This window comes from Pseudomonas sp. LF020 (assembly GCF_053456425.1).
Genome location: NZ_JBRFIX010000008.1, coordinates 12,213 through 38,825, shown reverse-complemented (window position 1 = coordinate 38,825; position 26,613 = coordinate 12,213). Strand labels below are relative to the sequence as shown.

At 60.8% G+C, this 26,613-nt stretch carries 28 protein-coding genes; 27 read left to right on the top strand and 1 reads right to left on the bottom strand.

The annotated features are described in order from the left end of the window. Window positions 1-138 precede the first annotated feature (138 nt). The 12 genes from ACU680_RS19090 (at window position 139) to flhB (ending at window position 9,662) form a co-directional block, all read left to right on the top strand. The gene (locus ACU680_RS19090; RefSeq protein ID WP_007966243.1) at window positions 139-444 is read left to right on the top strand and encodes an STAS domain-containing protein; all 306 of its coding nucleotides are present in this window, start codon (window positions 139-141) and stop codon (window positions 442-444) included. Between the two features lie 5 nt (window positions 445-449). After that, complete coding sequence (locus tag ACU680_RS19085) at window positions 450-2,153, top strand: ATP-binding SpoIIE family protein phosphatase (protein WP_448180252.1); 1,704 nt, start codon at window positions 450-452, stop codon at window positions 2,151-2,153. A 30-nt stretch (window positions 2,154-2,183) separates the two neighbouring features. Continuing rightward, window positions 2,184-2,531, top strand: a complete 348-nt coding sequence (locus ACU680_RS19080) for an Hpt domain-containing protein (protein WP_367083851.1) — start codon at window positions 2,184-2,186, stop codon at window positions 2,529-2,531. Between the two features lie 106 nt (window positions 2,532-2,637). After that, window positions 2,638-4,032, top strand: a complete 1,395-nt coding sequence (locus ACU680_RS19075) for a flagellar hook-length control protein FliK (RefSeq protein WP_448180251.1) — start codon at window positions 2,638-2,640, stop codon at window positions 4,030-4,032. A 224-nt stretch (window positions 4,033-4,256) separates the two neighbouring features. Next, the gene (fliL, locus tag ACU680_RS19070; RefSeq protein WP_198759607.1) at window positions 4,257-4,760 is read left to right on the top strand and encodes a flagellar basal body-associated protein FliL; all 504 of its coding nucleotides are present in this window, start codon (window positions 4,257-4,259) and stop codon (window positions 4,758-4,760) included. A gap of 9 nt (window positions 4,761-4,769) precedes the next feature. Continuing rightward, window positions 4,770-5,738, top strand: a complete 969-nt coding sequence (gene fliM, locus ACU680_RS19065) for a flagellar motor switch protein FliM (RefSeq protein WP_003222890.1) — start codon at window positions 4,770-4,772, stop codon at window positions 5,736-5,738. A 56-nt stretch (window positions 5,739-5,794) separates the two neighbouring features. Next, complete coding sequence (gene fliN / locus ACU680_RS19060) at window positions 5,795-6,253, top strand: flagellar motor switch protein FliN (protein ID WP_003222891.1); 459 nt, start codon at window positions 5,795-5,797, stop codon at window positions 6,251-6,253. Beyond that, window positions 6,254-6,706 (top strand): flagellar biosynthetic protein FliO, encoded by a 453-nt coding sequence (gene fliO, locus ACU680_RS19055; RefSeq protein WP_007966250.1) that lies wholly within the window; start codon window positions 6,254-6,256, stop codon window positions 6,704-6,706. It begins immediately after the preceding gene. Further along, the gene (gene fliP, locus ACU680_RS19050) at window positions 6,706-7,464 is read left to right on the top strand and encodes a flagellar type III secretion system pore protein FliP (protein ID WP_448180250.1); all 759 of its coding nucleotides are present in this window, start codon (window positions 6,706-6,708) and stop codon (window positions 7,462-7,464) included. The genes fliO and fliP overlap by 1 nt, the downstream gene beginning before the upstream one ends. Continuing rightward, a complete protein-coding gene (gene fliQ, locus ACU680_RS19045) occupies window positions 7,461-7,730 on the top strand; it encodes a flagellar biosynthesis protein FliQ (RefSeq protein ID WP_007920026.1) in 270 nt (89 codons plus the stop codon). Before fliP ends, fliQ begins: the two co-directional genes overlap by 4 nt. Window positions 7,731-7,733: 3 nt before the next feature. Continuing rightward, window positions 7,734-8,519, top strand: a complete 786-nt coding sequence (fliR, locus tag ACU680_RS19040) for a flagellar biosynthetic protein FliR (RefSeq protein WP_007966251.1) — start codon at window positions 7,734-7,736, stop codon at window positions 8,517-8,519. A 3-nt stretch (window positions 8,520-8,522) separates the two neighbouring features. After that, entirely contained in the window at window positions 8,523-9,662 is a 1,140-nt protein-coding gene (gene flhB / locus ACU680_RS19035) for a flagellar biosynthesis protein FlhB (protein ID WP_007966253.1), read from the top strand. Between the two features lie 498 nt (window positions 9,663-10,160). On the opposite strand, the gene ACU680_RS19030 is transcribed toward flhB, so the two are convergent. Next, on the bottom strand, window positions 10,161-10,520 hold the full coding sequence (locus ACU680_RS19030) for a DUF6124 family protein (protein ID WP_123589253.1): 360 nt from the start codon (window positions 10,518-10,520) through the stop codon (window positions 10,161-10,163). A 630-nt stretch (window positions 10,521-11,150) separates the two neighbouring features. Between ACU680_RS19030 and ACU680_RS19025 the strand changes: the two genes are divergently transcribed. From ACU680_RS19025 to ACU680_RS18955, 15 genes are all read left to right on the top strand, one after another. Continuing rightward, a complete protein-coding gene (locus ACU680_RS19025) occupies window positions 11,151-11,801 on the top strand; it encodes a hypothetical protein (protein ID WP_007969653.1) in 651 nt (216 codons plus the stop codon). Window positions 11,802-12,029: 228 nt separating this feature from the next. Beyond that, window positions 12,030-14,159 (top strand): flagellar biosynthesis protein FlhA, encoded by a 2,130-nt coding sequence (gene flhA / locus ACU680_RS19020; protein ID WP_027613918.1) that lies wholly within the window; start codon window positions 12,030-12,032, stop codon window positions 14,157-14,159. Window positions 14,160-14,170: 11 nt separating this feature from the next. After that, window positions 14,171-15,511: a flagellar biosynthesis GTPase FlhF gene (gene flhF / locus ACU680_RS19015; RefSeq protein ID WP_448180249.1), complete on the top strand. Its 1,341-nt coding sequence runs from the start codon at window positions 14,171-14,173 to the stop codon at window positions 15,509-15,511. A gap of 113 nt (window positions 15,512-15,624) precedes the next feature. Next, on the top strand, window positions 15,625-16,455 hold the full coding sequence (fleN, locus tag ACU680_RS19010; protein ID WP_003222917.1) for a flagellar synthesis regulator FleN: 831 nt from the start codon (window positions 15,625-15,627) through the stop codon (window positions 16,453-16,455). Then, the gene (gene fliA, locus ACU680_RS19005) at window positions 16,452-17,192 is read left to right on the top strand and encodes an RNA polymerase sigma factor FliA (protein ID WP_003222919.1); all 741 of its coding nucleotides are present in this window, start codon (window positions 16,452-16,454) and stop codon (window positions 17,190-17,192) included. Before fleN ends, fliA begins: the two co-directional genes overlap by 4 nt. Before the next feature lie 166 nt (window positions 17,193-17,358). Next, window positions 17,359-17,730 (top strand): chemotaxis response regulator CheY, encoded by a 372-nt coding sequence (locus tag ACU680_RS19000; protein ID WP_024012118.1) that lies wholly within the window; start codon window positions 17,359-17,361, stop codon window positions 17,728-17,730. Between the two features lie 17 nt (window positions 17,731-17,747). Beyond that, window positions 17,748-18,536, top strand: a complete 789-nt coding sequence (locus ACU680_RS18995; protein ID WP_027613919.1) for a protein phosphatase CheZ — start codon at window positions 17,748-17,750, stop codon at window positions 18,534-18,536. Between the two features lie 36 nt (window positions 18,537-18,572). Beyond that, window positions 18,573-20,867, top strand: coding sequence for a chemotaxis protein CheA (locus tag ACU680_RS18990; protein WP_024164450.1), 2,295 nt, complete (start codon window positions 18,573-18,575; stop codon window positions 20,865-20,867). Window positions 20,868-20,916: 49 nt separating this feature from the next. Continuing rightward, window positions 20,917-22,053 carry a protein-glutamate methylesterase/protein-glutamine glutaminase gene (locus ACU680_RS18985; RefSeq protein WP_095139385.1) on the top strand — a complete coding sequence of 379 codons (1,137 nt, stop codon included), beginning with the start codon at window positions 20,917-20,919 and terminating at the stop codon, window positions 22,051-22,053. Then, window positions 22,053-22,793, top strand: a complete 741-nt coding sequence (locus ACU680_RS18980) for a flagellar motor protein (protein ID WP_007967839.1) — start codon at window positions 22,053-22,055, stop codon at window positions 22,791-22,793. The genes ACU680_RS18985 and ACU680_RS18980 overlap by 1 nt, the downstream gene beginning before the upstream one ends. A gap of 15 nt (window positions 22,794-22,808) precedes the next feature. Next, on the top strand, window positions 22,809-23,699 hold the full coding sequence (gene motD, locus ACU680_RS18975) for a flagellar motor protein MotD (RefSeq protein WP_027613922.1): 891 nt from the start codon (window positions 22,809-22,811) through the stop codon (window positions 23,697-23,699). Window positions 23,700-23,742: 43 nt separating this feature from the next. After that, complete coding sequence (locus tag ACU680_RS18970) at window positions 23,743-24,531, top strand: ParA family protein (protein WP_003222933.1); 789 nt, start codon at window positions 23,743-23,745, stop codon at window positions 24,529-24,531. A 131-nt stretch (window positions 24,532-24,662) separates the two neighbouring features. Continuing rightward, on the top strand, window positions 24,663-25,610 hold the full coding sequence (locus tag ACU680_RS18965; RefSeq protein WP_448180248.1) for a CheW domain-containing protein: 948 nt from the start codon (window positions 24,663-24,665) through the stop codon (window positions 25,608-25,610). Window positions 25,611-25,700: 90 nt separating this feature from the next. Then, the gene (locus tag ACU680_RS18960) at window positions 25,701-26,186 is read left to right on the top strand and encodes a chemotaxis protein CheW (protein ID WP_003222936.1); all 486 of its coding nucleotides are present in this window, start codon (window positions 25,701-25,703) and stop codon (window positions 26,184-26,186) included. Continuing rightward, window positions 26,187-26,579: a DUF2802 domain-containing protein gene (locus tag ACU680_RS18955; protein ID WP_448180247.1), complete on the top strand. Its 393-nt coding sequence runs from the start codon at window positions 26,187-26,189 to the stop codon at window positions 26,577-26,579. Window positions 26,580-26,613 lie beyond the last annotated feature (34 nt).

Below are 26,613 nucleotides of genomic sequence, written 5' to 3'. Positions count from 1 at the left end.
CAGCCTTCGGCAGCTCCTACACCGATCCTGCAGGAGCTGCGGCACGCTGCGATCTTTTGACTTTGCTCTGCACCTTGCCCCAACCCTGTCCAGGTGCTAAACCTTGTACACGTTCGTCAATGACAAGGAAGCCAGTCAATGTCAGTCGTTACAGAAGTCTCTCCGGATGGTCAAAAACTGACGATTTCGGTCAGGGGGCGGTTCGATTTTGGGCGCCATCAGGAATTTCGCGAGTCCTATGAGCGCCTTAACAGAAAACCTGACTCCATCGTGGTTGATCTGAAAGATGCCACCTACCTCGACAGCTCCGCGCTGGGCATGCTGCTCCTGCTGCGCGATCACGCCGGCGGCGACGACTCGGACGTGCGGGTGATCAACAGCAACTCCGACGTGCGCAAGATCCTCGCCATCTCCAACTTCGACAAACTGTTCGACATCAGTTGACGGCCATGCAGGCGCAAGAGCCGCTGACCATCCTGATCGCCGAAGACAGCGCCGCCGACCGTCTGCTGCTGTCGACCATCGTCCGCCGCCAGGGCCATGAAGTGCTGACCGCCGCCAATGGCGCCGAAGCGCTGGAGGTATTTCGGCGTCAGCCACCGCATCTGGTGCTGATGGACGCGATGATGCCGGTGATGGACGGCTTCGAAGCGGCGCGGCAGATCAAAGCGCTGGCGGGGGAGACCCTGGTGCCGATCATCTTCCTGACCTCGCTGACCGAGAGCGAAGCGCTGGCCCGGTGTCTGGAGGCGGGTGGCGACGACTTTCTGGCGAAGCCCTACAACCAGGTGATCCTCGCCGCCAAAATCAAGGCGATGGATCGCTTGCGCCGCTTGCAGGCCACGGTGCTGCAGCAGCGCGACCTGATCGCCAAGCATCACGATTACCTGCTTAATGAACAGCGCGTGGCCAAAGCCGTTTTCGACAAGGTCGCGCATTCGGGTTGCCTGAGCGCGCCGAATATTCGCTACCTGCAATCACCCTATGCGTTGTTCAACGGCGACCTGCTGCTGGCGGCCTACACCCCGGCCGGCGACATGCATGTGCTGCTGGGTGATTTCACCGGTCACGGCTTGCCGGCGGCGGTGGGGGCGATGCCGCTGGCCGAAGTGTTTTACGGCATGACCGCCAAGGGCTACGGTCTGGCGGAAACCCTGCGCGAGATGAACGCCAAGCTCAAGCGCATCCTGCCGGTGGACATGTTCTGCTGCGCGACCATGCTTTGCCTGAGCTTTCAGCGCCGCACGGTGGAGGTGTGGAACGGCGGCATGCCCGACGGTTATCTGCACCGTATCGCCACGGGCGAACGGTTGCCGCTGGCGGCGCGCCATTTGCCGTTGGGGGTGCTCAGCCCGCAAGCGTTTGACGATCGCACTGAAGTGCAGGCCATGGCGGTCGGGGATCGAGTGTTCCTGCTGTCAGATGGCGTGATCGATACCACTGACGCCGAGGACCGGCTGTTTGGTGTCGAGCGTTTGCAGCAACTGTTCGCCGCCAATCGCGAGCCGGACAACCTGTTCGCCGAGATTGAGCAGGCCTTGCACGCATTTCGCGGCGAGCCCCGCGACGATGTGAGCATGGTCGAGATCAGCCTGCTGGAAGCAGCGCAGGTAGTGCCGTCGACGCCGGTATATTCCGACAGTGGCCAATCGTGCCCGCTGGACTGGTCGGTAAGCTTCGAGTTTCGCGGGGCTACGCTAAAACGTTTCAATCCCTTGCCGTATCTGCTGCAGTTGTTGCAGGAAGTACACAGTTTGCGCACCCAGGGCGGGGCGATCTACAGCGTGCTCGCCGAGTTGTATTCCAATGCGCTGGAACATGGCGTGCTGGGTCTCGATTCCAGCCTCAAACGTGATGCCGCCGGGTTCGCCAGCTATTACCAGCAGCGAAATGCGCGCCTCGAGGCCTTGCAGGACGGTTACGTGCGCGTGCATCTGCAAGTGAAACCGCAAGGTGCCGGAGGCTGCCTGGTCATTCGCGTCGAAGACAGCGGCAAGGGTTTTGACGTGGCGCGCGTGATGGAGCGGCCGCTGGACGATGTCCGTTTGTCGGGGCGCGGCGTCAGTTTGATCCGGCAATTGGGGCATAACGCCAGTTGGTCGGACGAAGGTCGCAGTGCTTGCGTAGAGTTTTTCTGGGAGGTTAAGGCATAATCCGCCGATTCTTGATCAAGGAGTGAACAAGTGACTGACCAACATGTGGATCGCGAAGTACTCGATGCGTTGCGCGAAGTGATGGAAGACAGCTATCCGGATTTGCTGGATACCTTCCTGACCGATTCTGAAAGTCGCTTGCATCAATTGCAAAAGACCGCCGACGCCAAGGTGTTGGCCGAGGTCGCCCATAGTTTCAAGGGCAGCGCCAGCAACATGGGCGCCGTGCGACTGGCGACGCTCTGTCAGGAGCTGGAGGCGGATGCCAAAGGCAAAAGCCCTGCGGAAATCGTCAAACTGGTGGCCGATATCAGCAGCGAATTCGCCGATGTCCGCCCGATCTACGAAGACGAACGCCAGCACGCCCTGACGCATTGAGTCCTGCCGTCCGACGCTTTTCGCAAGCGCCGGACAAAACTGGCCCGACACTTGCAATAATCCCCGTCAACTGTACCTACGATCCCAGTGCAGCGGAGACCGTGTCATGCCTGCGACCCCCAATGTTCTTCTTCAATCTGCCGCCCAGGCCAAGGCGCAAGCTGCCGCCGCGAAAGCGCCGGTCATGGCCGCAGACACCGGGGACAAGGCCTCAAGCTTCGCTCAGGTGTACGCTGATCAAGGCCCGAAGAAGCCCCTTGCGAGCGCTGACAATTCGGTGAAGCCGGCGCGCGACAAGGTGGCCGACAACAGCGACAAGAAGGATTTCAGCAAGGATAAATCTGCCGCCACGCAACAGACCGTTGCCGATAGCGGCAACGCATTGCCTGCCGACAAGACTGCACCGACAACCTCCGATGATCAGGCAGCCGCTGACAAGGCCGCCGCCGATGCTGCCGCGGACAGCGCGCAGACGCCAGTGGCGGACACCCCTCCGGTGGATCCGGCACTGGATCCGGCACTGGCGCAAACCGTGCAACCGCTGGTGACCGCGCCAGTGGTGGCAGCGCCAGTCGCTGCAACACCGGAGCCGGTCAAGGCTGAAACACCGGTCGTGGCCGCAACCGTCGCGCCAGCCGTGGTCAAAGATCCGGCGGCATCGACCGACAGCGCTTTCGACCCGGCGGCCGATCCGCTTGACTCGCTGCCGGCGGTGCGCATGGCGATGGAGCAGGGCGGACACATTTCCGCCAGCAGCCAGACACAAGCCAAAGCTACGCCGGCCCAGACCCAGGCCGACGGTGAATTGACTGCGGCGCAGAACTTCGCCGCCGGCATGGCCAGCATGCTCGATGTGCAGGGCGACAAGGACAGCACCAGTCAGAGCGGCGAGAAAGCCTTCAGTGGTCTGATCGACGATGGCCTGAAAGATCTGAAAGCGGCCACCAGCGACACCCGGGTCGATGATTTCGCCAACCGTCTGGCGGCGCTGACTCAGGCGGCCACCCCGAAAACCGCGAACGCCGTACCGGTGAATCAGCCGATCGCCATGCACCAGAGCGGCTGGACCGAAGAAATCGTCAATCGCGTCATGTACCTGTCCAGCGCCAACCTGAAGGCGGCGGATATTCAATTGCAACCGGCGGAACTCGGGCGTCTGGATATTCGGGTGAACATGGTTCCCGATCAGCAGACCCAGGTGACGTTCATGAGCGCGCATCCAAGCGTGCGTGAAGCGCTGGACGGGCAGATGCATCGCCTGCGTGACATGTTTACCCAGCAGGGAATGGGCCAGGTCGACGTCAATGTCTCCGACCAGAGCCGTGGCTGGCAGGGTCAGCAAGGTCAGGAACAGGCGCAGCAGGGCCAGAGCGGACGCACCAGCGCTGCTGGCGGTCGTCTGGATTCGGCGGAGGAAGAGCTGACGCCAGCGGCAGTGGCGGAAGCTGCTGCGCAAACCACCAGTGTCATTGGCAGCAGCGCCGTCGACTATTACGCCTGATTCAAAGTATCCCCAAAAACCTGTGGGAGCTGGCTTGCCAGCGATGGCGGCGGCACATTCAAAACCAATGTGTCAGACAAATCGCTATCGCTGGCAAGCCAGCTCCCACAGGGCTTGCATCGATTCATACTCCCACTCCTCCAAAGCTCCGACACTTCTGGCATAACACTTGCTCTTGCCTTGCCGTGCGACTGTGAAAACCCGATTAGTGACGGATTATTGGCATGGCGAAGAGCGAAGCAGCAGCTGTAAAAGACCCCGCGACCAAAGGCAAACTCAAGATGATCATCCTGATCGTGGTGGCTCTGCTGCTGGCGATCGGTGTGTCCGTGGGCGCGACCTGGTACTTCATGCACAGCGCTCAGAGCAAGCCTGCCGCAGCGGCCGAGGCCACTCCGGTCGGCAAGCAACCGGCGATTTTCGAGCCGATGGCGCCGGCGTTTGTCGCCAACTACAACCAGAACGGCCGTCAGCGCTACATGCAGGTGAGCATCACCATGCTGGCGCGTAACCAGGCCGATCTGGACGCGCTCAAAGTGCACATGCCGGTGATCCGCAACAACCTGGTGATGCTCTTCTCCGGTCAGGATTTCGCCACGCTGGCGACCCCGGTCGGCCAGGAGATGTTGCGCCAGAAGGCTACCGCCAGCGTCCAGGAAGTGGCGCAGAAAGAGCTGGGCAAAGTGGTGATCGAACAGTTGCTTTTCACTAATTTCGTACTGCAGTAGGAACACGACATGGCCGTGCAGGATCTGCTGTCCCAGGATGAAATCGACGCGCTGTTGCATGGCGTCGACGATGGTCTGGTACAGACCGATAACGCTGCCGAACCCGGCAGTGTCAAAAGCTACGACCTGACCAGCCAGGATCGCATCGTCCGTGGACGCATGCCGACTCTGGAAATGATCAACGAGCGTTTTGCCCGTTACACCCGCATCAGCATGTTCAACATGCTGCGCCGCTCGGCCGACGTTGCCGTCGGTGGCGTGCAGGTGATGAAGTTCGGCGAATACGTGCACTCGCTGTACGTGCCGACCAGCCTCAACCTGGTCAAGATCAAACCGTTGCGCGGCACCGCGCTGTTCATCCTCGACGCCAAACTGGTGTTCAAGCTGGTGGACAACTTCTTCGGCGGCGACGGCCGTCACGCCAAGATCGAGGGGCGTGAATTCACCCCGACCGAACTGCGTGTGGTGCGCATGGTGCTGGAGCAGGCGTTCGTCGATCTGAAGGAAGCCTGGCAGGCGATCATGGAAGTCAATTTCGAGTACATCAACTCGGAAGTGAACCCGGCCATGGCCAACATCGTCGGCCCGAGCGAAGCGATCGTGGTCTCCACCTTCCACATCGAACTCGATGGCGGTGGCGGTGACCTGCACGTGACCATGCCTTACTCGATGATCGAGCCGGTACGCGAAATGCTCGACGCCGGTTTCCAGTCGGACCTCGACGATCAGGACGAGCGCTGGGTCAACGCCCTGCGTCAGGACGTGCTCGATGTCGACGTGCCGATCGGCGCCACCGTGGCCCGCCGCCAGTTGAAGCTGCGCGACATCCTGCACATGCAGCCGGGGGATGTGATCCCGGTGGAGATGCCGGAAGACATGATCATGCGCGCCAACGGCGTACCGGCCTTCAAGGTCAAGATGGGCTCGCACAAAGGCAACCTCGCGTTGCAGGTTATCGAGCCGATCGAGCGGCGCTGAAACGCCACTCTCACCCCCACGCATTTAACTGAATTGTTGCCCGCCGAGGACACATGATGAACGACGAAATGAACGCCCAGGACGATCAGGCACTGGCCGACGAATGGGCTGCGGCCCTGGAAGAGACCGGTGATGGCAGCCAGGCTGACATCGACGCGCTGCTGGCCGCCGACGCTGGCGCCGCAAGCTCCAACCGTCTGCCGATGGAAGAGTTCGGCAGCGTGCCGAAGAACAACGATCCGGTGACCCTGGACGGTCCGAACCTGGACGTGATCCTCGACATCCCGGTGTCGATCTCGATGGAAGTGGGCAGCACCGACATCAACATCCGCAACCTGCTGCAACTGAACCAGGGTTCGGTGATCGAGCTGGATCGTCTGGCCGGCGAGCCGCTGGACGTACTGGTCAACGGCACCCTGATCGCGCACGGCGAAGTGGTGGTGGTCAACGAGAAGTTCGGCATCCGCCTGACCGACGTGATCAGCCCAAGCGAACGCATCAAGAAGCTGCGCTGAGTGAAACGGTTTCTCTGGGCATTGCTGGCATTGCCATTGAGCGTGCTGGCCGCTGAGCCGTCGACGGCGACGACCGTGCCTGCTGCCACCGCGCCGATGGTCAACAGCGGCGTGGCCGGGCAACTGACGCAACTGGTGTTCGGCCTGTTGCTGGTGCTGGGGTTGATCTTCTTCCTCGCCTGGCTGCTGCGCCGGGTGCAACAGTCGGGGCCGGCGGGCAAGGGCCAGGTGATCGAGCTGATCGGCTCCCGCGCGCTCGGCCCGCGTGACCGGTTGATGCTGGTGCAGGTCGGCAACGAGCAGATTCTGTTGGGCCTCAGTCCTGGCACCATCACCGCGCTGCACGTGCTCAAGGAGCCGGTGCAAGTGCCGAGCAGCAGCGAAAAAGCGACCCCGGAATTTGCCCAGCATCTGCTGAAGATTCTTGGCAAGGATCAGAAGGATAAGAAGTAATGGGTGCGCTACGCATCGTCTTGACGCTGTCCCTGATGCTGGCCGCGCCGCTGGCATTCGCCGCCGACCCGTTGTCGATTCCGGCGATCACGCTGGGCACCAACGCCGACGGCGCGCAGGAGTATTCGGTCAGCCTGCAGATTCTGCTGATCATGACCGCCCTGAGCTTCATTCCGGCGGCCGTGATTCTGATGACCAGTTTCACCCGGATCATCATCGTCTTCTCGATCCTGCGTCAGGCCCTCGGCCTGCAGCAGACGCCGTCGAACCAGATCCTTACCGGCATGGCGCTGTTCCTCACCATGTTCATCATGGCCCCGGTGTTCGACCGGGTGAACAACGATGCGCTGCAGCCGTATCTGGCGGAAAAACTCACCGCCCAGCAAGCGGTGGAAAAAGCCCAGGTGCCGATCAAGGACTTCATGCTCGCCCAGACCCGCACCAGCGATCTGGAGCTGTTCATGCGTCTGTCCAAGCGCACTGACATTGCCACCCCGGATCAGGCGCCGCTGACCATCCTGGTGCCGGCGTTCGTCACTTCCGAACTGAAGACTGCGTTCCAGATCGGTTTCATGATCTTCATCCCGTTCCTGATCATCGACCTGGTCGTGGCCAGTGTGCTGATGGCGATGGGGATGATGATGCTCTCGCCGCTGATCATTTCGCTGCCGTTCAAGATCATGCTGTTCGTACTGGTGGATGGCTGGGCGCTGATTATCGGCACCCTGGCCAGCAGTTTCGGAGGTGTCTCGCCATGACGCCGGAAGTCGCGGTCGATATCTTTCGTGAAGCGCTGTGGCTGACCACCTTGATGGTCGCGATCCTGGTGGTGCCGAGCCTGTTGGTCGGTTTGCTGGTGGCGATGTTTCAGGCGGCGACGCAGATCAACGAACAGACCCTGAGCTTCCTGCCGCGTCTGCTGGTGATGCTGGTGACGCTGATCGTCGCCGGCCCGTGGATCGTGCAGACGTTCATGGAATACATCATTCAGTTGTACAAAAACATTCCGATGGTCATCGGCTAAGCCATGCAGTCGCTGCTTCAGCTGACCGACACCCAGATCAGTACCTGGGTGGCGTCGTTCATGTTGCCACTGTTTCGCGTTGCCTCGATGCTGATGGTCATGCCGGTGTTCGGCACCACGCTGGTGTCGCGGCGGATACGCCTGTATTTCGCCGTGGCCATCACCGTGTGCATTGCCCCGGGGTTGCCGCCGATGCCGGAGGTCAGTCCGCTTGCGCTCAGCGGCTGGTTGCTGATTGCCGAGCAGATTCTGGTCGGTGCGGTGCTGGGGTTTTCCCTGCAACTGTTTTTTCAGGCGTTCGCCGTGGCCGGGCAGATTGTCGCGATCCAGATGGGCATGGGCTTCGCCTCGATGGTTGACCCGGCCAACGGCGTCTCGGTGGCGGTGATCGGGCAGTTCTTCACCATGCTGGTGACCTTGCTGTTCCTATCGATGAACGGCCACCTGGTGGTCTTCGAAGTGCTCACCGAGAGTTTCACCACGCTGCCGGTTGGCGGCGGGTTGATGACGGCGCAGTACTGGGAGCTGGCCGGCAAGCTCGGCTGGGTGCTGGGGGCCGCGTTGTTGCTGGTGCTGCCGGCGGTCACCGCGCTGTTGGTGATCAACATCGCATTCGGCGTGATGACCCGCGCCGCGCCGCAACTGAACATCTTCTCCATCGGTTTCCCGCTGACCCTGGTGCTGGGCCTGTTCATCGTCTGGGTCGGGTTGGCGGACATCCTCAATCAGTATCAGCCGCTGGCCAGCGAGGCCTTGCAGCTGTTACGCGAACTGGCACGGGCGCGCTGAGTCATGGCTGAGAGCGAAAGCGGTCAGGACAAAACAGAAGACCCCACGGACAAACGGAAAAAGGACTCCCGGGAGAAGGGCGAGATTGCCCGCTCCAAAGAGCTCAACACCCTCGCCGTGATGATGGCGGGTGCCGGTGCGCTGCTGGTGTTCGGCGGCATGCTGGCCGAAGACCTGATGGAGCTGATGCGCCTGAACTTCACCCTCTCGCGCGAAGTGATCATGGATCAGGGGGCCATGGGCAGGTTTCTGTTGCAGTCGGGCCAGATGGCGCTGCTGGCAATCCAGCCGATCATGATCACCCTGTTGCTGGCGGCGTTGATCGGGCCGATCTCCCTCGGTGGCTGGCTGTTTGCGGCCGGCTCCATGGCGCCCAAGTTCAGCCGGATGAACCCGGCCTCGGGTCTGAAACGGATGTTTTCGTTCAAGGCGGTGGTCGAACTGCTCAAGGCACTGGCGAAGTTTCTGATCACCTTGTCTGTGGCGCTGGTGGTGTTGTCATCCGATGTCGACGATTTGTTGCGTATCGCTCATGAGCCGCTCGAGATGGCGATCATTCACAGCGTCACGCTGGTCGGCTGGAGCACATTATGGCTGGCCTGCGGCCTGATCATCATCGCCGCCGTCGATGTCCCGGTGCAGCTCTGGGAAGCGCACAAGAAACTGCTGATGACCAAGCAGGAAGTGCGCGACGAGCACAAGGATCAGGAAGGCCGGCCGGAGGTCAAGCAGCGCATCCGCCAGACCCAGCGCGAGATGTCGCAGCGGCGGATGATGGCGGCGATTCCCGACGCCGACGTGGTCATCACCAACCCGACCCACTACGCCGTCGCGCTCAAGTACGACTCGGAGAAGGGCGGCGCGCCGGTGTTGCTGGCCAAGGGCAGTGACTTCCTCGCGCTGAAGATCCGCGAAATCGCCGTCGCCAACAACGTCATGCTGTTGGAGTCGCCGGGGCTGGCGCGCTCGATCTACTACTCCACCGAACTTGAACAGGAAATCCCCGGCGGCCTGTACCTGGCGGTCGCCCAGGTACTGGCCTACGTCTACCAGATCCGCCAGTACCGCGCCGGCAAGGGCAAACGCCCGGATCCGCTCAAGGACGATTTGCCGATTCCGCCCGATTTGCGGCGTGATTCCTGACGTTTGCCGTCATCAAAAAAACCGCCGCCCCGAACAAACGGAGCGGCGGTTTTTTATGCCTGACCCAATGATATTTTGGCTCCTGCCGCGGTCATTGTGTGGTGAGGGGATTTATCCCCGATGGGCTGCGCAGCAGACCCAAGGCTTGTCACTGCAATCTTTCAGAAATACCGCGAGCTCAGGTACGACTGCTGCGCAGCCGAGCGGGACGGTGCGACGATTCGACAAGCTCCCTCGCCACAGGTTCTTGCGTGCCTTCTTGGCCCGGCAATTCCAGATCATTCAGCGCGCGATTCACCGCCAGCTCCCCACCTGACCCAATGAAACTTCGACTCCTGCCGCAGTCATTGTGGCGAGGGAGCTTGCTCCCGCTGGGCTGCGCAGCAGACCCAAATCCTGTCACTGCAAATTTTCAGAAATACCGCGAGTTCAGGGTTTACGGCTGCTGCGCAGCCGAGCGGGAGCGAGCTCCCTCGCCACAGTTTCTCGTCTGACTTCTCAGCCCGGCAACTGCAGATTATCCAGCGCGCGATTCACCGCCAGTTCCCCAAGCATGATCAATTGCGCAATACCCAGCAGCGTCCTGCGCTGCGACGCCGGTATGAGGTGGGCGAAGTCATTGGCGATGGTTCTGGCTGAGGCGAGGGTTTCGCAGGCATCGGCCAGCAGTTCCTCGTTTTTGAAGTCGGCGGTGACGGCGTACATCGAGCGGGTTTTACGTTGAATGGGCGTGGCGCCGGGGGAGCAGAGGTAATGGTCGAGGGCGCGATCGGCCGCTTCGTGGAGCTTTTTTGAATCGAGGGATTCGTAGGGGGAGGTGGCGTCGGTTTCGGGTGGGTTGGGTGTTGGTTTGATCATGGTGAAGCTCCTTTGAGGTGGAGCCGCTACAACCTGTCGCTAAACAGGAGGGTGGCGGCTGTACGCAGGTTAGCGAACCGGTCAAAGGCACCCGGCAGACCCGAAGGTCTCCCGCATACAGCCACCATGACGAAATCGCGAAAATACAGATCCGCAACGAAGCCTGGAACGCTGATGCACCTTTGAATTGAGTTCGAGTCGCTAAACCCGATCGCTGATTCGTCAGCGACCGATCCACAATAGAACCCGACCCCAAGGCGCACAAGCCGGCGGATTCTGGCTTGGCTGTAGGCAATGGCGCAAGGATGTGTAGCCCGCAAGGCGTGTCTTTAAGTGTCTTTTAAACATTTGCGTTTAAAAGGCGCTGTGGCTCTTGCGGTGTGGCTGCTGGGCTCTTCGCGGGCAAGCCCGCTCCCACAGGTGATCTGTGTGATACCTCCAATCTGTGTTCATTGCGGCGCGATTCCTGATAAATCAGAAGACCGCGACCTTCCGCCTGTCTGAAAAAGACCTCAACCTGTTAGTTCTGACAGTGGACACAAAGGGCATTCAGCTATCCCATGTTCCTTGGCAGGTTTCCCGGGCAAGTCGCCTTCTGACCTGTGTCTAACATTCGCCAAGGAGAAGATCATGCAGGAAAACTACAGAAAGCTTGAAGGAATGAGGTACGAGTTCGTTTCCGGGTCGGTGGTGAAAGAGTCTGTGCATATCGCTTGCACGGTCACTTTTATGGCGACGTTGGACTTAACGCATTTCAAGTACATGAGTAATACGTATGTGCCGGGTTATCTCGATTCGAGTACCAATGCGATCAAGCCAGAGTTGGAAGGGGTGGCCTACCATGGTCTCTACAACAGATTCAACAGTGCAGCTGGCAACATTGGCACCGTTGAGGCGTTGGTCAGAGTGTTCTCCTCTCCTGATAACTACTTCGATATATGGAGTGGCAATGGTCTACAGATGCGTTATCAAAAGCCCCAATTCGACACGGTCGGTGATCAGATAAAAATCACCGGTGGGCGGGACTATCGATGGGAGGACGAGCGGGAGATAAAGCCGCAGGATGTGCCGAACATTCACTTTACCTGGGCACTGAGTGTGCTGAAGGCACGCCCCGATGATCCTTTTCATGAGCCTGATGAAATCGTGAGATTTGGCTATTCTGAGGAAGAGTATGTCGAGGTGGAAGGCAGGCAGATCCGTAAGGGGGCGCGCTATCTGGTGGGCCGCGATTTGCGTCTTGGTGAAATTAATCCAAAGCAAATTTTGATTGCCGGATAAATTCGCCAATACGCGAGTTTTTCTGATTTTTGTTCACCTGCGCTAAGGGTGATAGCCGTCTTGCGTCTGTTTTGCGGTCGGCTCCATGGCGCCCGGCTTCAGGCAAGACAATTCCCCGAAATAAACCTCAATTTCAATCCCCGGCAAAAGTTGGAAGGCTTCTTGCAGTAGCCGCCGTGCGCCTGCTTTGGGCGTCAAAAGTTTGCTTTAAAGGAACGGGGAAAACCGGTGGATCGCTCTCAGTTATTCAACACTGCTCGCTCGAATGTTGCCGACCTCAGTCGAGGCAATCTGGGCGTGCCGTTGTTGCTGCTGGTCATGCTGGCGATGATGATGTTGCCGGTGCCGCCGTTCCTGCTCGACGTGTTCTTCACCTTCAACATCGCCCTGTCGATTGTCGTCCTGCTGGTCTGCGTGTATGCGCTGCGGCCGCTGGATTTCGCGGTGTTCCCGACCATTCTGCTGGTGGCGACGCTGCTGCGGCTGGCGTTGAACGTGGCCTCGACGCGGGTGGTGATGCTCCACGGTCAGGACGGCCACGCCGCTGCCGGTAAGGTGATCCAGGCCTTCGGTGAGGTGGTGATCGGTGGTAACTACGTGGTCGGTATCGTGGTCTTCGCGATCCTGATGATCATCAACTTCGTCGTGGTGACCAAGGGTGCCGGGCGGATTTCCGAGGTGAGCGCGCGCTTCACCCTCGATGCGATGCCCGGCAAACAAATGGCGATCGACGCCGACCTCAACGCCGGTCTGATCGACCAGAACCAGGCCAAGGCGCGCCGTCAGGAAGTCGCCCAAGAGGCCGAGTTCTACGGTTCGATGGACGGTGCCAGCAAGTTCGTCCGTGGTGACGCCATCGCCGGCCTGCTGATTCTGTTCATCAACCTCATCGGCGGTATGGCTGTCGGTATCTTCCAGCACAACATGACCTTCGCCGACGCGGGCAAGGTGTACGCCTTGCTGACCATCGGTGACGGTTTGGTGGCGCAATTGCCATCACTGTTGTTATCGACAGCGGCAGCGATCATGGTGACCCGTGCTTCCGGTTCGGAAGACATGGGCAAACAGATCAACCGGCAGATGTTCGCCTCGCCAAAAGCCCTGGCGGTGGCCGCTGGTTTGATGGCGGTCATGGGCCTTGTCCCGGGCATGCCGCACTTCTCGTTCCTGAGCATGGCCGCACTGGCTGCCGGTGGCGCGTACCTGTTCTGGAAAAAGCAGAACGTCGCCAAGGTGCAGGCGCTGCAAGAGGTTCAGCGTCAGCAGGAACTGCTGCCGTCGCCGGCCCGCGCCATGGAAACCAAGGAGCTGGGCTGGGATGACGTGACCCCGATCGACATGATCGGCCTGGAGGTCGGTTACCGCCTGATCCCGCTGGTGGATCGCAATCAGGGCGGGCAGTTGCTGGCGCGGATCAAGGGCGTGCGCAAAAAGCTCTCGCAGGATCTGGGCTTCCTGATGCCGACCGTGCACATTCGCGACAACCTCGATCTGGCGCCGAGCGCCTATCGCCTGACCCTGATGGGCGTGATCCTGGCCGAAGCCGAGATCTACCCGGATCGCGAACTGGCGATCAACCCGGGGCAGGTCTACGGCACGCTCAACGGCATTACCGCCAAAGATCCGGCTTTCGGCCTCGAGGCGGTGTGGATCGAAGTCAGTCAGCGTGCGCAGGCACAATCGCTCGGTTACACCGTGGTCGACGCCAGTACCGTGGTCGCAACTCACTTGAACCAGATTCTGTACAAGCACTCCAGTGAGCTGATTGGCCACGAGGAAGTGCAGCAACTCATGCAATTACTGGCCAAAAGCTCGCCGAAACTGGCTGAAGAACTGGTGCCGGGGGTGGTGTCGCTGTCGCAACTGCTCAAAGTGTTGCAGGCGCTGCTGGCCGAACACGTGCCGGTGCGCGATATCCGCAGCATTGCCGAGGCTATCGCCAACAACGCCGCCAAGAGTCAAGATACCGCCGCCTTGGTGGCCGCAGTGCGCGTCGGCGTATCCCGCGCCATCGTCCAAAGCATTGTAGGCACTGACTCCGAGCTGCCTGTGATCACCTTGGAACCAAGGTTGGAACAAATATTGCTCAATAGTCTGCAGAAGGCAGGACAAGGCTCTGAAGAGGGCGTTCTGCTGGAGCCAAGCATGGCCGAGAAGCTGCAGCGTTCGCTCATCGAAGCGGCGCAGCGTCAGGAAATGCAAGGTCAGCCGGTGATCCTGTTGGTAGCAGGCCCGATCCGCGCGATGCTCTCGCGTTTCGGTCGCCTCGCAGTCCCGGGGCTGCACGTGCTGGCCTACCAGGAAATACCGGACAACAAGCAAGTGACCATCGTTGCGACAGTAGGGCCCAACGGCTGAGGTAGTGGTTTATGCAAGTTAAGCGTTTCTTTGCCGCCGATATGCGTCAGGCCATGAAGCTGGTTCGTGATGAGCTGGGCGCTGATGCCGCCATCATTGGCAACCGCCGCATTGCCGGCGGTGTCGAGCTGACGGCGGCACTGGATTACAAATTGTCGGCGCTGGCGCCACGGGTTCCGAACATGGAACTCGAGGACGAGCTGCGCAAGACCCAGTCGCGCATCGTCACCGCCCAGGCCGAGCTGAGCCTGCGTGGCGAAGCCGACGGCAACACCAATCGCCAGTTGTTCGCCGGGCTGCCGTTGACGGCCGGCCTGCCGCTGACCGCTGCCGAGCCGTTGAGCGAACCGACTTACTCCGCCCCGGCGCGTCCGGCTCCGGCACCTGCACCGGCGTCCGCTGGTGTCGATCCGCGTGCTTTGGATTCGATGCGTTTCGAATTGAACAGTCTGCGTGAGCTGATGGAAGTGCAGCTCGGCACGCTGGCCTGGAATCAGCTGCAAGGCAGCCGTCCGGCCCAAGCCAATCTGTATCGCCGCCTGCAACGCATCGGTCTGTCCGGGCCGTTGTCGCGCGATCTGCTGGCGATGATCACCGACATCGAGGAGCCGCGTCAGGCCTGGCGCATGCTGCTCGCACACCTGGCGCGGATGATTGCCGTACCGGAAGTCGAGCCGCTGGAAGAGGGCGGGGTGATTGCCATGGTCGGCCCGGCCGGCATGGGCAAGACCACCACCCTGGCCAAACTCGCGGCGCGCTACGTGCTCAAGTACGGCGCGCAGAATGTCGCGCTGGTGAGCATGGACAGCTTCCGCATCGGCGCGCAGGAACAACTCAAGACCCTGGGGCGGATTCTCAATGTGCCGGTAACGCACGTCGATCCGGGCCAGTCGCTGGTGCAGGCGCTCGACCCACTGCTGCGCAAACGCGTGGTGCTGATCGATACCGCCGGCCTGCAGGCCAGTGATCCGGCCCTGCGCATGCAACTGGAAAGTCTGGCCGGGCGTGGTATCCGTTCAAAAAATTATCTGGTGCTGGCAACCACCAGCCAGAAACAGGTTCTAACCGCCGCTTATCACAGTTACAAGCGTTGCGGGCTAGCCGGCTGCATCCTGACTAAACTGGATGAGACGGCCAGCCTTGGCGAAGTGTTGAGCCTGGCGATCAGTCATGAACTGCCGGTCGCGTACCTGACCGACGGCCCACGGATTCCGGATGATCTGCATCTGCCGCGCCGTCATCAACTGGTCAGCCGCGCCGTCAGCGTGCAAATGCAGGAAGAACCCAGCGAAGAAGCCATGGCTGACATGTTCGCTGATATCTATCACAGCCCGACCAAGCAGGTTGGCTGAGGTAATGAACAGTTTTTGTACCTACATCGATGGTCTGCCATGCATTGTTCCGGTTGTGAACGCGCAGCCAGTAATGTGGCCTCCGTCTATGCAAGACAAGGTAAAGAAATAACATGGGCAGCATGCATCCCGTACAGGTGATCGCGGTGACCGGCGGCAAAGGTGGCGTCGGCAAGACTAACGTGTCAGTGAACTTGTCTCTGGCGCTGGCAGAGCTTGGCCGTCGGGTCATGCTGCTGGACGCTGACCTGGGGCTGGCGAACGTTGACGTTCTGCTGGGACTGACCCCCAAACGTACTCTGGCCGATGTGATCGAAGGCCGCTGTGAGCTGCGCGACGTGTTGTTGCAGGGGCCCGGCGGGATCCGCATCGTGCCGGCCGCTTCCGGCACCCAGAGCATGGTGCACCTGAGCCCGGCGCAACATGCCGGTCTGATTCAGGCCTTCAGCGACATCGGCGACAACCTCGATGTGCTGGTGATCGACACCGCTGCGGGTATTGGTGACTCGGTAGTCAGTTTTGTCCGCGCCGCCCAGGAAGTGTTGCTGGTGGTCTGCGACGAGCCGACCTCGATCACCGACGCCTACGCGCTGATCAAACTGCTCAACCGTGACTACGGCATGAACCGCTTCCGCGTCCTCGCCAACATGGCGCAGAGCCCGCAGGAAGGGCGCAATCTGTTCGCCAAGTTGACCAAGGTCACGGATCGCTTCCTCGACGTCGCCTTACAATACGTCGGCGCGGTGCCGTACGACGAAAGCGTGCGCAAGGCCGTGCAGAAGCAGCGAGCGGTCTATGAAGCCTTTCCGCGTTCCAAGTGCGCGCTGGCGTTCAAGGCGATCGCGCAGAAGGTCGATACCTGGCCGCTGCCTGCCAACCCGCGCGGTCACCTGGAGTTTTTCGTCGAGCGCCTCGTGCAGCAAACGGCAGGGCCTGTGTTATGACCGCCAGCGGTATGAACTACTACAAGAAGTCGGCACGTGACGCGCAATACGAGTTGATCGAGCGTTACGCGCCACTGGTCAAGCGCATTGCCTATCACCTGCTGGCACGCTTGCCGGCGAGTGTGCAGGTTGAAGACCTTATTCAGGCCGGGATGATCGGCCTGCTCGAAGTCTCGACCAAATACGACGCCAGCAAAGGCGCCAGTTTCGAAACGTACGCGGGCATTCGAATCCGCGGCGCGATGCTCGACGAAGTGCGCAAAGGGGATTGGGCACCGCGCTCGGTTCACCGCAACACCCGTATGGTCAGCGACGCAATTCGCGCAATTGAAGCTAAAACCGGCCGTGACGCTAAAGATCACGAGGTTGCGGCCGAACTCCAATTGAGTCTCGACGATTACTACGGGATTTTGAATGACACCCTGGGCAGCCGGCTGTTCAGTTTCGACGACCTGTTGCAGGACGGCGAACACGAAGGGCTGCACGAGGATGGCGCCAGTGCTCATCTTGAGCCGTCACGCGATCTGGAAGATGAACGCTTCCAGGCGGCGCTGGCGGACGCGATTGCCAATTTGCCGGAGCGTGAGCGACTGGTGTTGGCGCTGTACTACGACGAAGAACTGAACCTCAAGGAAATCGGTGAAGTCCTTGGCGTCAGTGAATCGCGGGTCAGCCAGTTACACAGCCAGTGCGCGGCCCGTTTGCGGGGGCGTTTGGGGGAGTGGCGAGCGCGCTGAAGGCAGTGTGGGGACACTGCGAACGAGGCTGGTGCGGTGATGAACGGCACCGGTCTTGCTCTGTTGTGCTCCAGACAGTCTTCGAGTGCTGCGCCGATTGATTGAAGTGGCGCGTCCAGGTGCTGGGCGCGTTTAAGACTGCTTGGAGGTCGAATTGAACAAAGACATGAAAATCCTCATCGTTGATGACTTCTCAACGATGCGGCGGATCATCAAGAACCTGCTGCGCGATCTCGGGTTCACCAACACCGTCGAGGCCGACGATGGCACGACCGCCATTCCGGTGCTCAACAGCGGCAGCATCGACTTTCTGGTAACGGACTGGAACATGCCGGGCATGACCGGTATCGACTTGCTGCGCCACGTGCGTGCCGATGAAAAACTCAAGCATCTGCCGGTGCTGATGGTGACCGCTGAAGCCAAGCGCGAGCAAATCATCGAGGCCGCTCAGGCCGGTGTGAACGGCTACGTGGTCAAACCTTTCACGGCTCAGGCGTTGAAAGACAAAATCGAGAAGATTTTCGAACGCATCGGCTGATGACGCGCGGGGGAGCTATGGAGCATAACGAATCTTCACAGGGCGATTTCGAGTCGACCCTGAAAAAACACGCGGTCGAACTGGTCGAGAGCCTTGAAAAAGGCAGGTTCGGCGACGCTGTGCAACTGATCCATGAGCTCAATCAGACCCGTGACCGCGGCCTGTATCAGGAAGTGGGCAAGCTCACACGCGAACTGCACAGTGCGATCGTCAATTTCCAGATCGATCCGCACATGCCGCAGGCCGAGGAAGTGTCGCAAATCACCGACGCCACCGAACGCCTGGGCTATGTGGTCAAGCTGACCGAAGCCGCGGCCAACCGCACCATGGATCTGGTGGAAAGCGCCACGCCGGTGGTCAATGGCCTGGCTGAAGAAGCCCAGGCGCTGAGCACCGATTGGGGCCGCTTCATGCGTCGCGAGGTCGGGGCTGAAGAGTTCCGCGAGCTGGCGCGCCGGGTCGACGGTTTTCTGTCACGCAGCAGCACGGACAACCGTGCGGTGTCGAGCAATCTGAACGACATCCTGCTGGCTCAGGATTATCAGGACCTCACCGGTCAGGTGATCAAGCGTGTGACCCAACTGGTCACCGAAGTCGAAAGCAATTTGCTCAAACTCGTCCTCATGGCCAGTCAGGTGGACCGCTTTGCGGGCATCGAACACGACCGCGCCGCGATGCTTGCAGAAAAAGATCCACAAAAACATCTCTCGCAGGGTGAAGGTCCGCAGATTCATGCCGATAAACGAGAAGACGTTGTGTCCGGTCAGGACGATGTGGACGATTTGTTATCCAGCCTTGGATTTTGAGTTTTAGGTTTTTAGACCTGTAGGAGCACCCCATTAATGAGCTTCGGCGCCGATGAAGAGATCCTTCAGGATTTCCTGGTTGAGGCCGGCGAGATTCTTGAGCAACTGTCCGAACAACTGGTCGAGCTGGAAAGCCGCCCGGATGACGCAGATCTGCTCAACGCAATTTTTCGCGGTTTCCACACTGTAAAAGGGGGCGCCGGCTTCCTTCAGCTCAATGAGCTGGTGGAGTGCTGTCACATCGCCGAAAACGTGTTCGACATCCTGCGCAAGGGTGAGCGTCGCGTTGATGCAGAACTGATGGACGTGGTGCTTGAAGCACTGGACGCGGTGAACAGCATGTTCAGCGAAGTCCGTGAACGTGCACCGATCACTGCCGCTACCCCGGAACTGCTGGCCGCGCTGGCGCGTCTGGCCGAACCGCAATCGGCTGACGAAGCCCCGGCTTCGCCGGTGGCCGAGATGATCGAAGAGCTGGTCGTCGAAGGCGATTCGAGCGATTCGGGCGACATCACCGATAACGAATTCGAACAGCTGCTCGATTCGCTGAACGCCGTCAAGGCCGAAGCCGAAGCGCCGATTGCTGTGGCATCTGCGCCGGTTGCCGATGCGGCCGCCAGCGATGAAATCACCGACGCTGAATTCGAGTCCTTGCTCGATCAGTTGCACGGCAAAGGCCAGTTCGCGCCGGACGCCGTGGCACCGACGGCGGCCGCTGCGGCGGCACCGGCGGCGGGCGATAGCTCGGACATCACCGACGACGAATTCGAAGCACTGCTCGATCAGTTGCATGGCAAGGGCAACTTTGCCGTGGAAGCGCTGGAGTCGGCGATCGCCTCGGCACCGGTTGCGCCTGCCGCACCGGCGGCCGCCGCTGCCGGCAGCGATCTGATCAGCGATCACGAATTCGAATCGCTGCTCGACGAATTGCACGGCAAAGGCAAGTTCACCGACGTTGGCGCCGCTGCTGCGAGCACCGCATCGACCGTGGCTGCATCTGCCGCCAAGGCTGCTGCCGCTCCAGCCGCTCCAGCCGCTGCGCCGAAGGCTGCACCCAAGCCTGAGCCGAAGGCCGAAGCGCCAAAACCGGCCGCCGCTGCTGCTGCACCGGCCCCTGCCCGCGCTGCCGCGGCGCCGCCACCGGAAAAACCGGCGAGCGAAGCCGAGACCACCGTGCGGGTCGATACCGCGCGTCTCGACGAAATCATGAACATGGTCGGCGAACTGGTGCTGGTGCGTAACCGTCTGGTGCGCCTGGGTCTCAACAGCGGCGACGAAGCCATGTCCAAGGCCGTGTCGAACCTCGACGTGGTCACGGCTGACTTGCAGACCGCGGTGATGAAGACCCGGATGCAGCCGATCAAGAAGGTCTTCGGGCGCTTCCCGCGTCTGGTTCGCGACCTCGCGCGTCAGCTCAAGAAAGAGATCAACCTGGAACTGGTGGGTGAAGAAACCGACCTCGACAAAAACCTTGTCGAGGCCCTGGCCGACCCGCTGGTCCACTTGGTGCGTAACGCTGTCGACCACGGCATCGAATCGCCGGAAGAACGCGAAGCTTCAGGCAAGGCCCGTGGCGGTCGCGTGGTACTTGCAGCCGAGCAGGAAGGCGACCACATCCTGCTGTCGATCTCCGACGACGGCAAGGGCATGGACCCGAACGTGCTGCGTTCGATCGCGGTAAAACGCGGTGTGATGGACAAGGACGCGGCCGATCGCCTGAGCGATACCGAGTGCTACAACCTGATCTTCGCCCCGGGTTTCTCGACCAAGACCGAGATCTCCGACGTGTCCGGCCGCGGTGTCGGCATGGACGTGGTGAAGACCAAGATTTCCCAGCTCAACGGTTCGATCAACATCTACTCGACCAAGGGCCAGGGCTCGAAAATCGTCATCAAGGTGCCGCTGACGCTGGCGATCATGCCGACCCTGATGGTGATGCTCGGCAATCAGGCGTTTGCGTTCCCGTTGGTCAACGTCAACGAAATCTTCCACCTCGACCTGTCGACCACCAACGTGGTGGATGGACAGGAAGTGGTGATCGTGCGGGACAAGGCGCTGCCATTGTTCTACCTCAAGCGCTGGCTGGTCAGCTCCGCCGCTCACGAAGAGCAGCGCGAAGGCCATGTGGTGATCCTTTCGGTGGGCACCCAGCGGATCGGCTTCGTCGTCGATCAACTGGTCGGCCAGGAAGAAGTGGTCATCAAGCCATTGGGCAAAATGCTGCAGGGCACTCCGGGCATGTCCGGCGCCACCATCACCGGTGACGGCCGCATCGCGCTGATTCTCGATGTTCCAAGCATGCTCAAGCGTTACGCGACGAAGCGTATTTGAATCCGGTGCAGCGGGGCGACGACGTCCCGCTGCACCTAATGGAGTGTTTATGGCAGTCAAAGTCCTGGTGGTGGACGATTCGGGTTTTTTCCGCCGCCGCGTCTCGGAAATTCTTTCAGCGGATCCGAGCATCCAGGTGGTCGGTACGGCCACCAACGGTAAAGAGGCGATCGATCAGGCCCTGGCCCTCAAGCCGGACGTGATCACCATGGACTACGAGATGCCGATGATGGATGGCATCACGGCGGTGCGGCACATCATGCAGCGCTGCCCGACCCCGGTGTTGATGTTCTCCTCGCTGACCCACGAAGGCGCCCGGGTCACCCTGGATGCGCTGGATGCCGGTGCGGTGGATTTCCTGCCGAAGAATTTCGAAGACATCTCGCGCAACCCCGAGAAGGTCAAGCAACTGTTGTGCGAGAAGGTTCACAGCATCTCGCGCAGTAACCGTCGTTTCAGTGCCTACAGTGCGCCGGCTCCGGCCGCGGCACCGACGCCTGCGCCAGCCCCGGCGGCTTCGAGTTTCAGCAGCCACAGCGCTGCTGCTCCGACGCGTCCGGCCCCGGCTCCTGCACCTGCTCGCGCGCCGGCCGCCAGCGCTTCGTCGCCGGCACCGAAACGCAAAGCCTACAAACTGGTCGCCATCGGCACCTCGACCGGTGGCCCGGTCGCGCTGCAACGGGTGTTGACCCAGTTGCCGGCGAACTTCCCGGCGCCGATCGTGCTGATCCAGCACATGCCGGCGGCGTTCACCAAGGCGTTTGCCGAGCGTCTGGACAAGCTGTGCCGCATCAGCGTCAAGGAAGCCGAGGATGGCGACATCCTGCGTCCGGGCCTGGCGCTGCTGGCCCCGGGTGGCAAGCAGATGATGATCGACGGTCGTGGCGCGGTGAAGATCCTGCCGGGCGACGAGCGTCTGAACTACAAACCGTGCGTGGACATCACCTTCGGTTCCGCAGCCAAGTCCTACGGTGACAAAGTTCTGGCGGTGGTGCTCACCGGCATGGGCGCCGACGGCCGCGAAGGCGCACGTCTGCTCAAGCAGGGCGGCAGTTCGGTATGGGCGCAGGACGAAGCAAGCTGCGTGATCTACGGCATGCCGATGGCCATCGTCAAAGCCGATCTGGCTGACGCGGTCTACGGCCTGGACGACATCGGCAAGCACATCGTCGAGGCGTGTATCTGATGGATGTTCTAAGCCTTATCGGGATTATCCTGGCGTTCGTCGCCATCATCGGCGGCAACTTCCTTGAAGGCGGTCACCTCGGCGCGCTGGCCAACGGCCCGGCGGCGCTGATCGTCCTCGGTGGCACCATCGGTGCCGCGCTGCTGCAATCGCCGATGAGCGCCTTCAAGCGCGCCATGCAGATCCTCGCCTGGATCCTGTTTCCACCGCGCGTGGACTTGGCCGGCGGCATCGACCGCGTGGTTAACTGGAGTCTCACCGCACGCAAGGAAGGCCTGCTCGGCCTGGAAGGCGTGGCCGATGCCGAACCGGACAACTACTCGCGCAAGGGCCTGCAACTGCTGGTCGATGGCGCCGAGCCGGAAGCGATCCGCAGCATTCTCGAAGTGGATTTCTACACCCAGGAAGCCCGCGACATCGAAGCGGCCAAAGTCTTCGAAAGCATGGGCGGCTACGCGCCGACCATCGGCATCATCGGTGCGGTGATGGGCCTGATTCATGTGATGGGCAACCTCGCTGATCCGACGCAATTGGGCAGCGGTATTGCCGTGGCATTCGTCGCGACCATCTACGGCGTGGCCAGTGCCAACCTGGTGTTGCTGCCGGTGGCGGCCAAGCTCAAGTCAATCGCGTTGCGGCAGTCGCGTTATCGCGAAATGTTGTTGGAAGGTATTTTGTCGATCGCCGAAGGTGAAAACCCTCGCTCTATCGAGCTGAAGCTTCAGGGCTTCATGGATTGATGGGGGTAATGGACTATGGCTCGCCGCAGGCATCAGGAAGAACACGTTAATCACGAGCGCTGGCTCGTGTCCTACGCGGATTTCATCACGTTGTTGTTCGCGTTCTTCGTGGTGATGTATTCCATCTCGTCGATCAACGAAGGCAAGTACAAGGTCATTTCCGAAGCGCTGATCGGGGTTTTCACTGACTCTGATCGCTCGCTCAAGCCGATCCCGATCGGTGAAGAACGGCCAAAGACCGTGACCCCGGCCAAGCCGCTGGTCAAGGACAGCGAGCAGGTTGACGCCGGTATTGCCGGGGCCAGCGATCCGCTGAAAAGCATCGCCGATGACATCAGCGCCGCATTCGGCGACCTGATCGCTTCCAACCAGATGACCGTACGCGGCAACGAACTGTGGGTCGAGATCGAACTCAACTCCAGCCTGTTGTTCGGCAGTGGCGACGCGATGCCGAGTGATATCGCGTTCAACATCATCGACAAGGTCGCGGCGATCCTCAAACCGTTCGACAACCCGATACACGTTGAAGGCTTCACCGACGATCAGCCGATCCGCACCGCGCAGTACCCGACCAACTGGGAACTGTCCTCGGCGCGCTCGGCGAGCATCGTGCGGATGTTGGCAATGCAGGGCGTCAACCCCGGGCGTCTGGCTTCGGTGGGGTATGGCGAGTTTCAGCCGGTGGCCAATAACGCCACTGCCGAAGGCCGGGCGAAAAACCGTCGTGTGGTGCTGGTGGTGTCGCGCAATCTCGATGTGCGCCGCAGTCTGACCGGCACCGGTACCGCCAATGCACAACCGGACGCGGCATTGAAGCGCGCTGGCACACAAACTGCACCGTCCCCGGTCAAGACGCCGGGACGCGAGAGTGCCGTCAATTCTCCGTCGCCCGCATTAATACGCTGAGCTATGTCTCGGTCGAGCATCTCGACCGGGAGGAACGAACCGAATGAGAGTCTGGGCAGTCGCCAATCAAAAGGGTGGTGTCGGTAAAACCACATCTTCCATCGCTTTAGCCGGATTGCTGGCGGAGGCGGGCAAGCGCGTGGTTGTGGTCGATCTCGACCCGCACGGCTCGATGACCAGCTATTTCGGCTACGACCCCGACAGCCTGGAACACAGCAACTATGACCTGTTTCTGCACAAGGGCAGCGTGCCGCAAGGCTTGCCCGGGCAGTTGCTGCTGTCGACCAGCGACGAACGCATTTCCCTGTTGCCGTCGAGTACCGCACTGGCCACCCTCGAGCGCCAGTCGCCGGGGCAGAGTGGTCTGGGCCTGGTGATCGCCAAGAGTCTGGCGCAGCTGTGGCAGGACTTCGATTACGCGATCATCGACAGCCCGCCGTTGCTCGGTGTGCTGATGGTCAACGCGCTGGCCGCGAGCCAGCAACTGGTGATCCCGGTGCAGACCGAGCACCTGGCCGTCAAAGGTCTGGAGCGCATGGTCAACACCCTGGCGATGATCAACCGCTCGCGCAAACAGGCGCTGCCGTTCAGCATCGTGCCGACCCTGTTCGACCGCCGCACCCAGGCGTCGCTGGGCACCTTGCGCGTGCTGCGTGACAAATTCCCCGAAGAGATCTGGCAGGGTTACATCCCGGTCGATACCCGTCTGCGCGACGCCAGCCGGGCCGGGGTCACGCCTTCGCAGTTCGACGGCAAGAGTCGTGGCGTGCTGGCTTACCGCGCGCTGCTCAAGCATCTGTTGGCGCAACAACTTGTTCCGCAGGTGGCTTGAATGACGTTGACCTCTGTAGGAGCTGCCGCAGGCTGCGATCTTTTGATCCGGTTTTGCGTGGCTTCTGAAAAGATCAAAAGATCGTCCGAACGCGGCACCGAACCTGCGGCAGCTCCTACAGGGAGTTGTGTATGAATCGGCCGGTGAAGTTGACGTCGAAGCCGCAGTTGGCATTGCAGTCGTATCTGGACAGCTTGCTGCAGGAGATTCCTGACGAGTTGCAGGTCGAGGCGCCGGTCGAGGTGGTCGAAAGTACCGAAGCGCTGGATGAGTTCCAGGCTGCGGTGCTTGAAGAGCAGGCGCGTGATGCGCAGAAAGCCGCCAAGTCTCCCGCCCCGGTTGCCGCGCCTGCCGTGGCGCCCGTTGCCAAAGCACCGGTGGCATTGATCGAAGAAGCCGAGCCGCCGCGCGCGCCGGTGTCGACGCTCGCACCGTTGCTGCAAACCCAATTGCTGAAAACCGCGCCGGAACCGGTGGTGGTCGAACCGGCGCCGGTTGCGCCCGCACCCGTCGAGCAGACGCGGGTGCCGCCAGTGGTGGAAGTGCACCTGCCGCCGAGCAACACGCCGCCACCGGTGGACACCGATGGCCGTCCGGCTTGGGCTGCCGAAGCCTTCGAATGCCTGTTGTTCGATGTTGCCGGCCTTACCCTGGCGGTGCCGCTGGTGTGCCTCGGTTCGATCTATTCGCTGGCCGGCCACGAGTTGACGCCGCTGTTCGGGCAGCCGGAATGGTTCCTCGGGATTCTGCCGAGCCAGGCCGGCAATCTGAAAGTGTTGGACACCGCGCGTTGGGTCATGCCGGATCGCTATCGCGATGACTTCCGTCAGGGCCTGCAGTACGTGATTTCGGTACAAGGTTACGAATGGGGCCTGGCGGTGCATCAGGTCAGCCGTTCGTTGCGACTGGACCCGAATGAAATCAAATGGAGAAGTCACCGGGGTCAGCGGCCATGGCTCGCCGGCACGGTGATCGAGCACATGTGTGCATTACTTGATGTAGCCGCGCTGGCCGAGTTGATCGCCAGCGGCGGGGCAAAGCACTTGGGCGGCCACAAGCCGCTACATAAATCGACATAGCAGCCGACATAACAGTCAGGCGAAGGCATTTTTCAATGCCTCCACACAGAACACACACCGCCCAGTGCGGTTTTTTCGAGGGGTCAGGGTATGAGTAGTCAGGCGACGAATGCAAAAGGTTCTGAAGATCCGATCCTGCAATGGGTGACCTTCAAGCTGGACAACGAAACCTACGGCATCAACGTGATGCGCGTTCAGGAAGTCCTGCGTTACACCGAAATCGCGCCGGTACCGGGTGCGCCAAGCTACGTGCTGGGCATCATCAACCTGCGCGGTAACGTGGTCACCGTGATCGACACCCGTCAGCGCTTCGGCCTGAACAGCGGCGAGATCAGCGACAACACCCGTATCGTCATCATCGAAGCCGACAAGCAAGTGGTCGGGATCATGGTCGACAGCGTGGCTGAAGTGGTTTACCTGCGTCAGTCGGAAATCGAGACCGCGCCAAACGTCGGTAACGAAGAGTCGGCCAAGTTCATCCAGGGCGTGTGCAACAAGAACAACGAACTGCTGATCCTGGTCGAGCTGGACAAGATGATGAGCGAAGAAGAATGGTCGGAACTGGAGAGCATCTGATTGATTCTCGAGGTTGCGGTCATTGTCCTGTTCCTCTTCTGGGCAGGCACGCTGGCAATGTTTCTGGCGTACATCAAGGCGCAGCGGGCGATCGCTGCGCAACAGGCCCAGGGCGATGCGCTGCGTGATCAGCGCATCAAGGACTTGGCCAAGCGTGTCGACGACTATCAGAACGGCAACGTGCGCATGGGCGAAGCCCTGCACGAGCTGCGCTCGGTCGTCGGTCCGTTGCCAGACAAGATTGTCGCGCTGGAACAACGCGACCCGTCGAGCCTGTCGTTCGCCCAGGCGGCGAAACTGGTGGGCATGGGCGCGAGCGTCGATGAGCTGACTCAGTCCTGCGGTTTGACCCAGGCTGAGGCGGAGTTGATGCGCAAGTTGCACAGAAGCTGAAGATCAAAAGATCGCAGCCTGCGGCAGCTCCTAC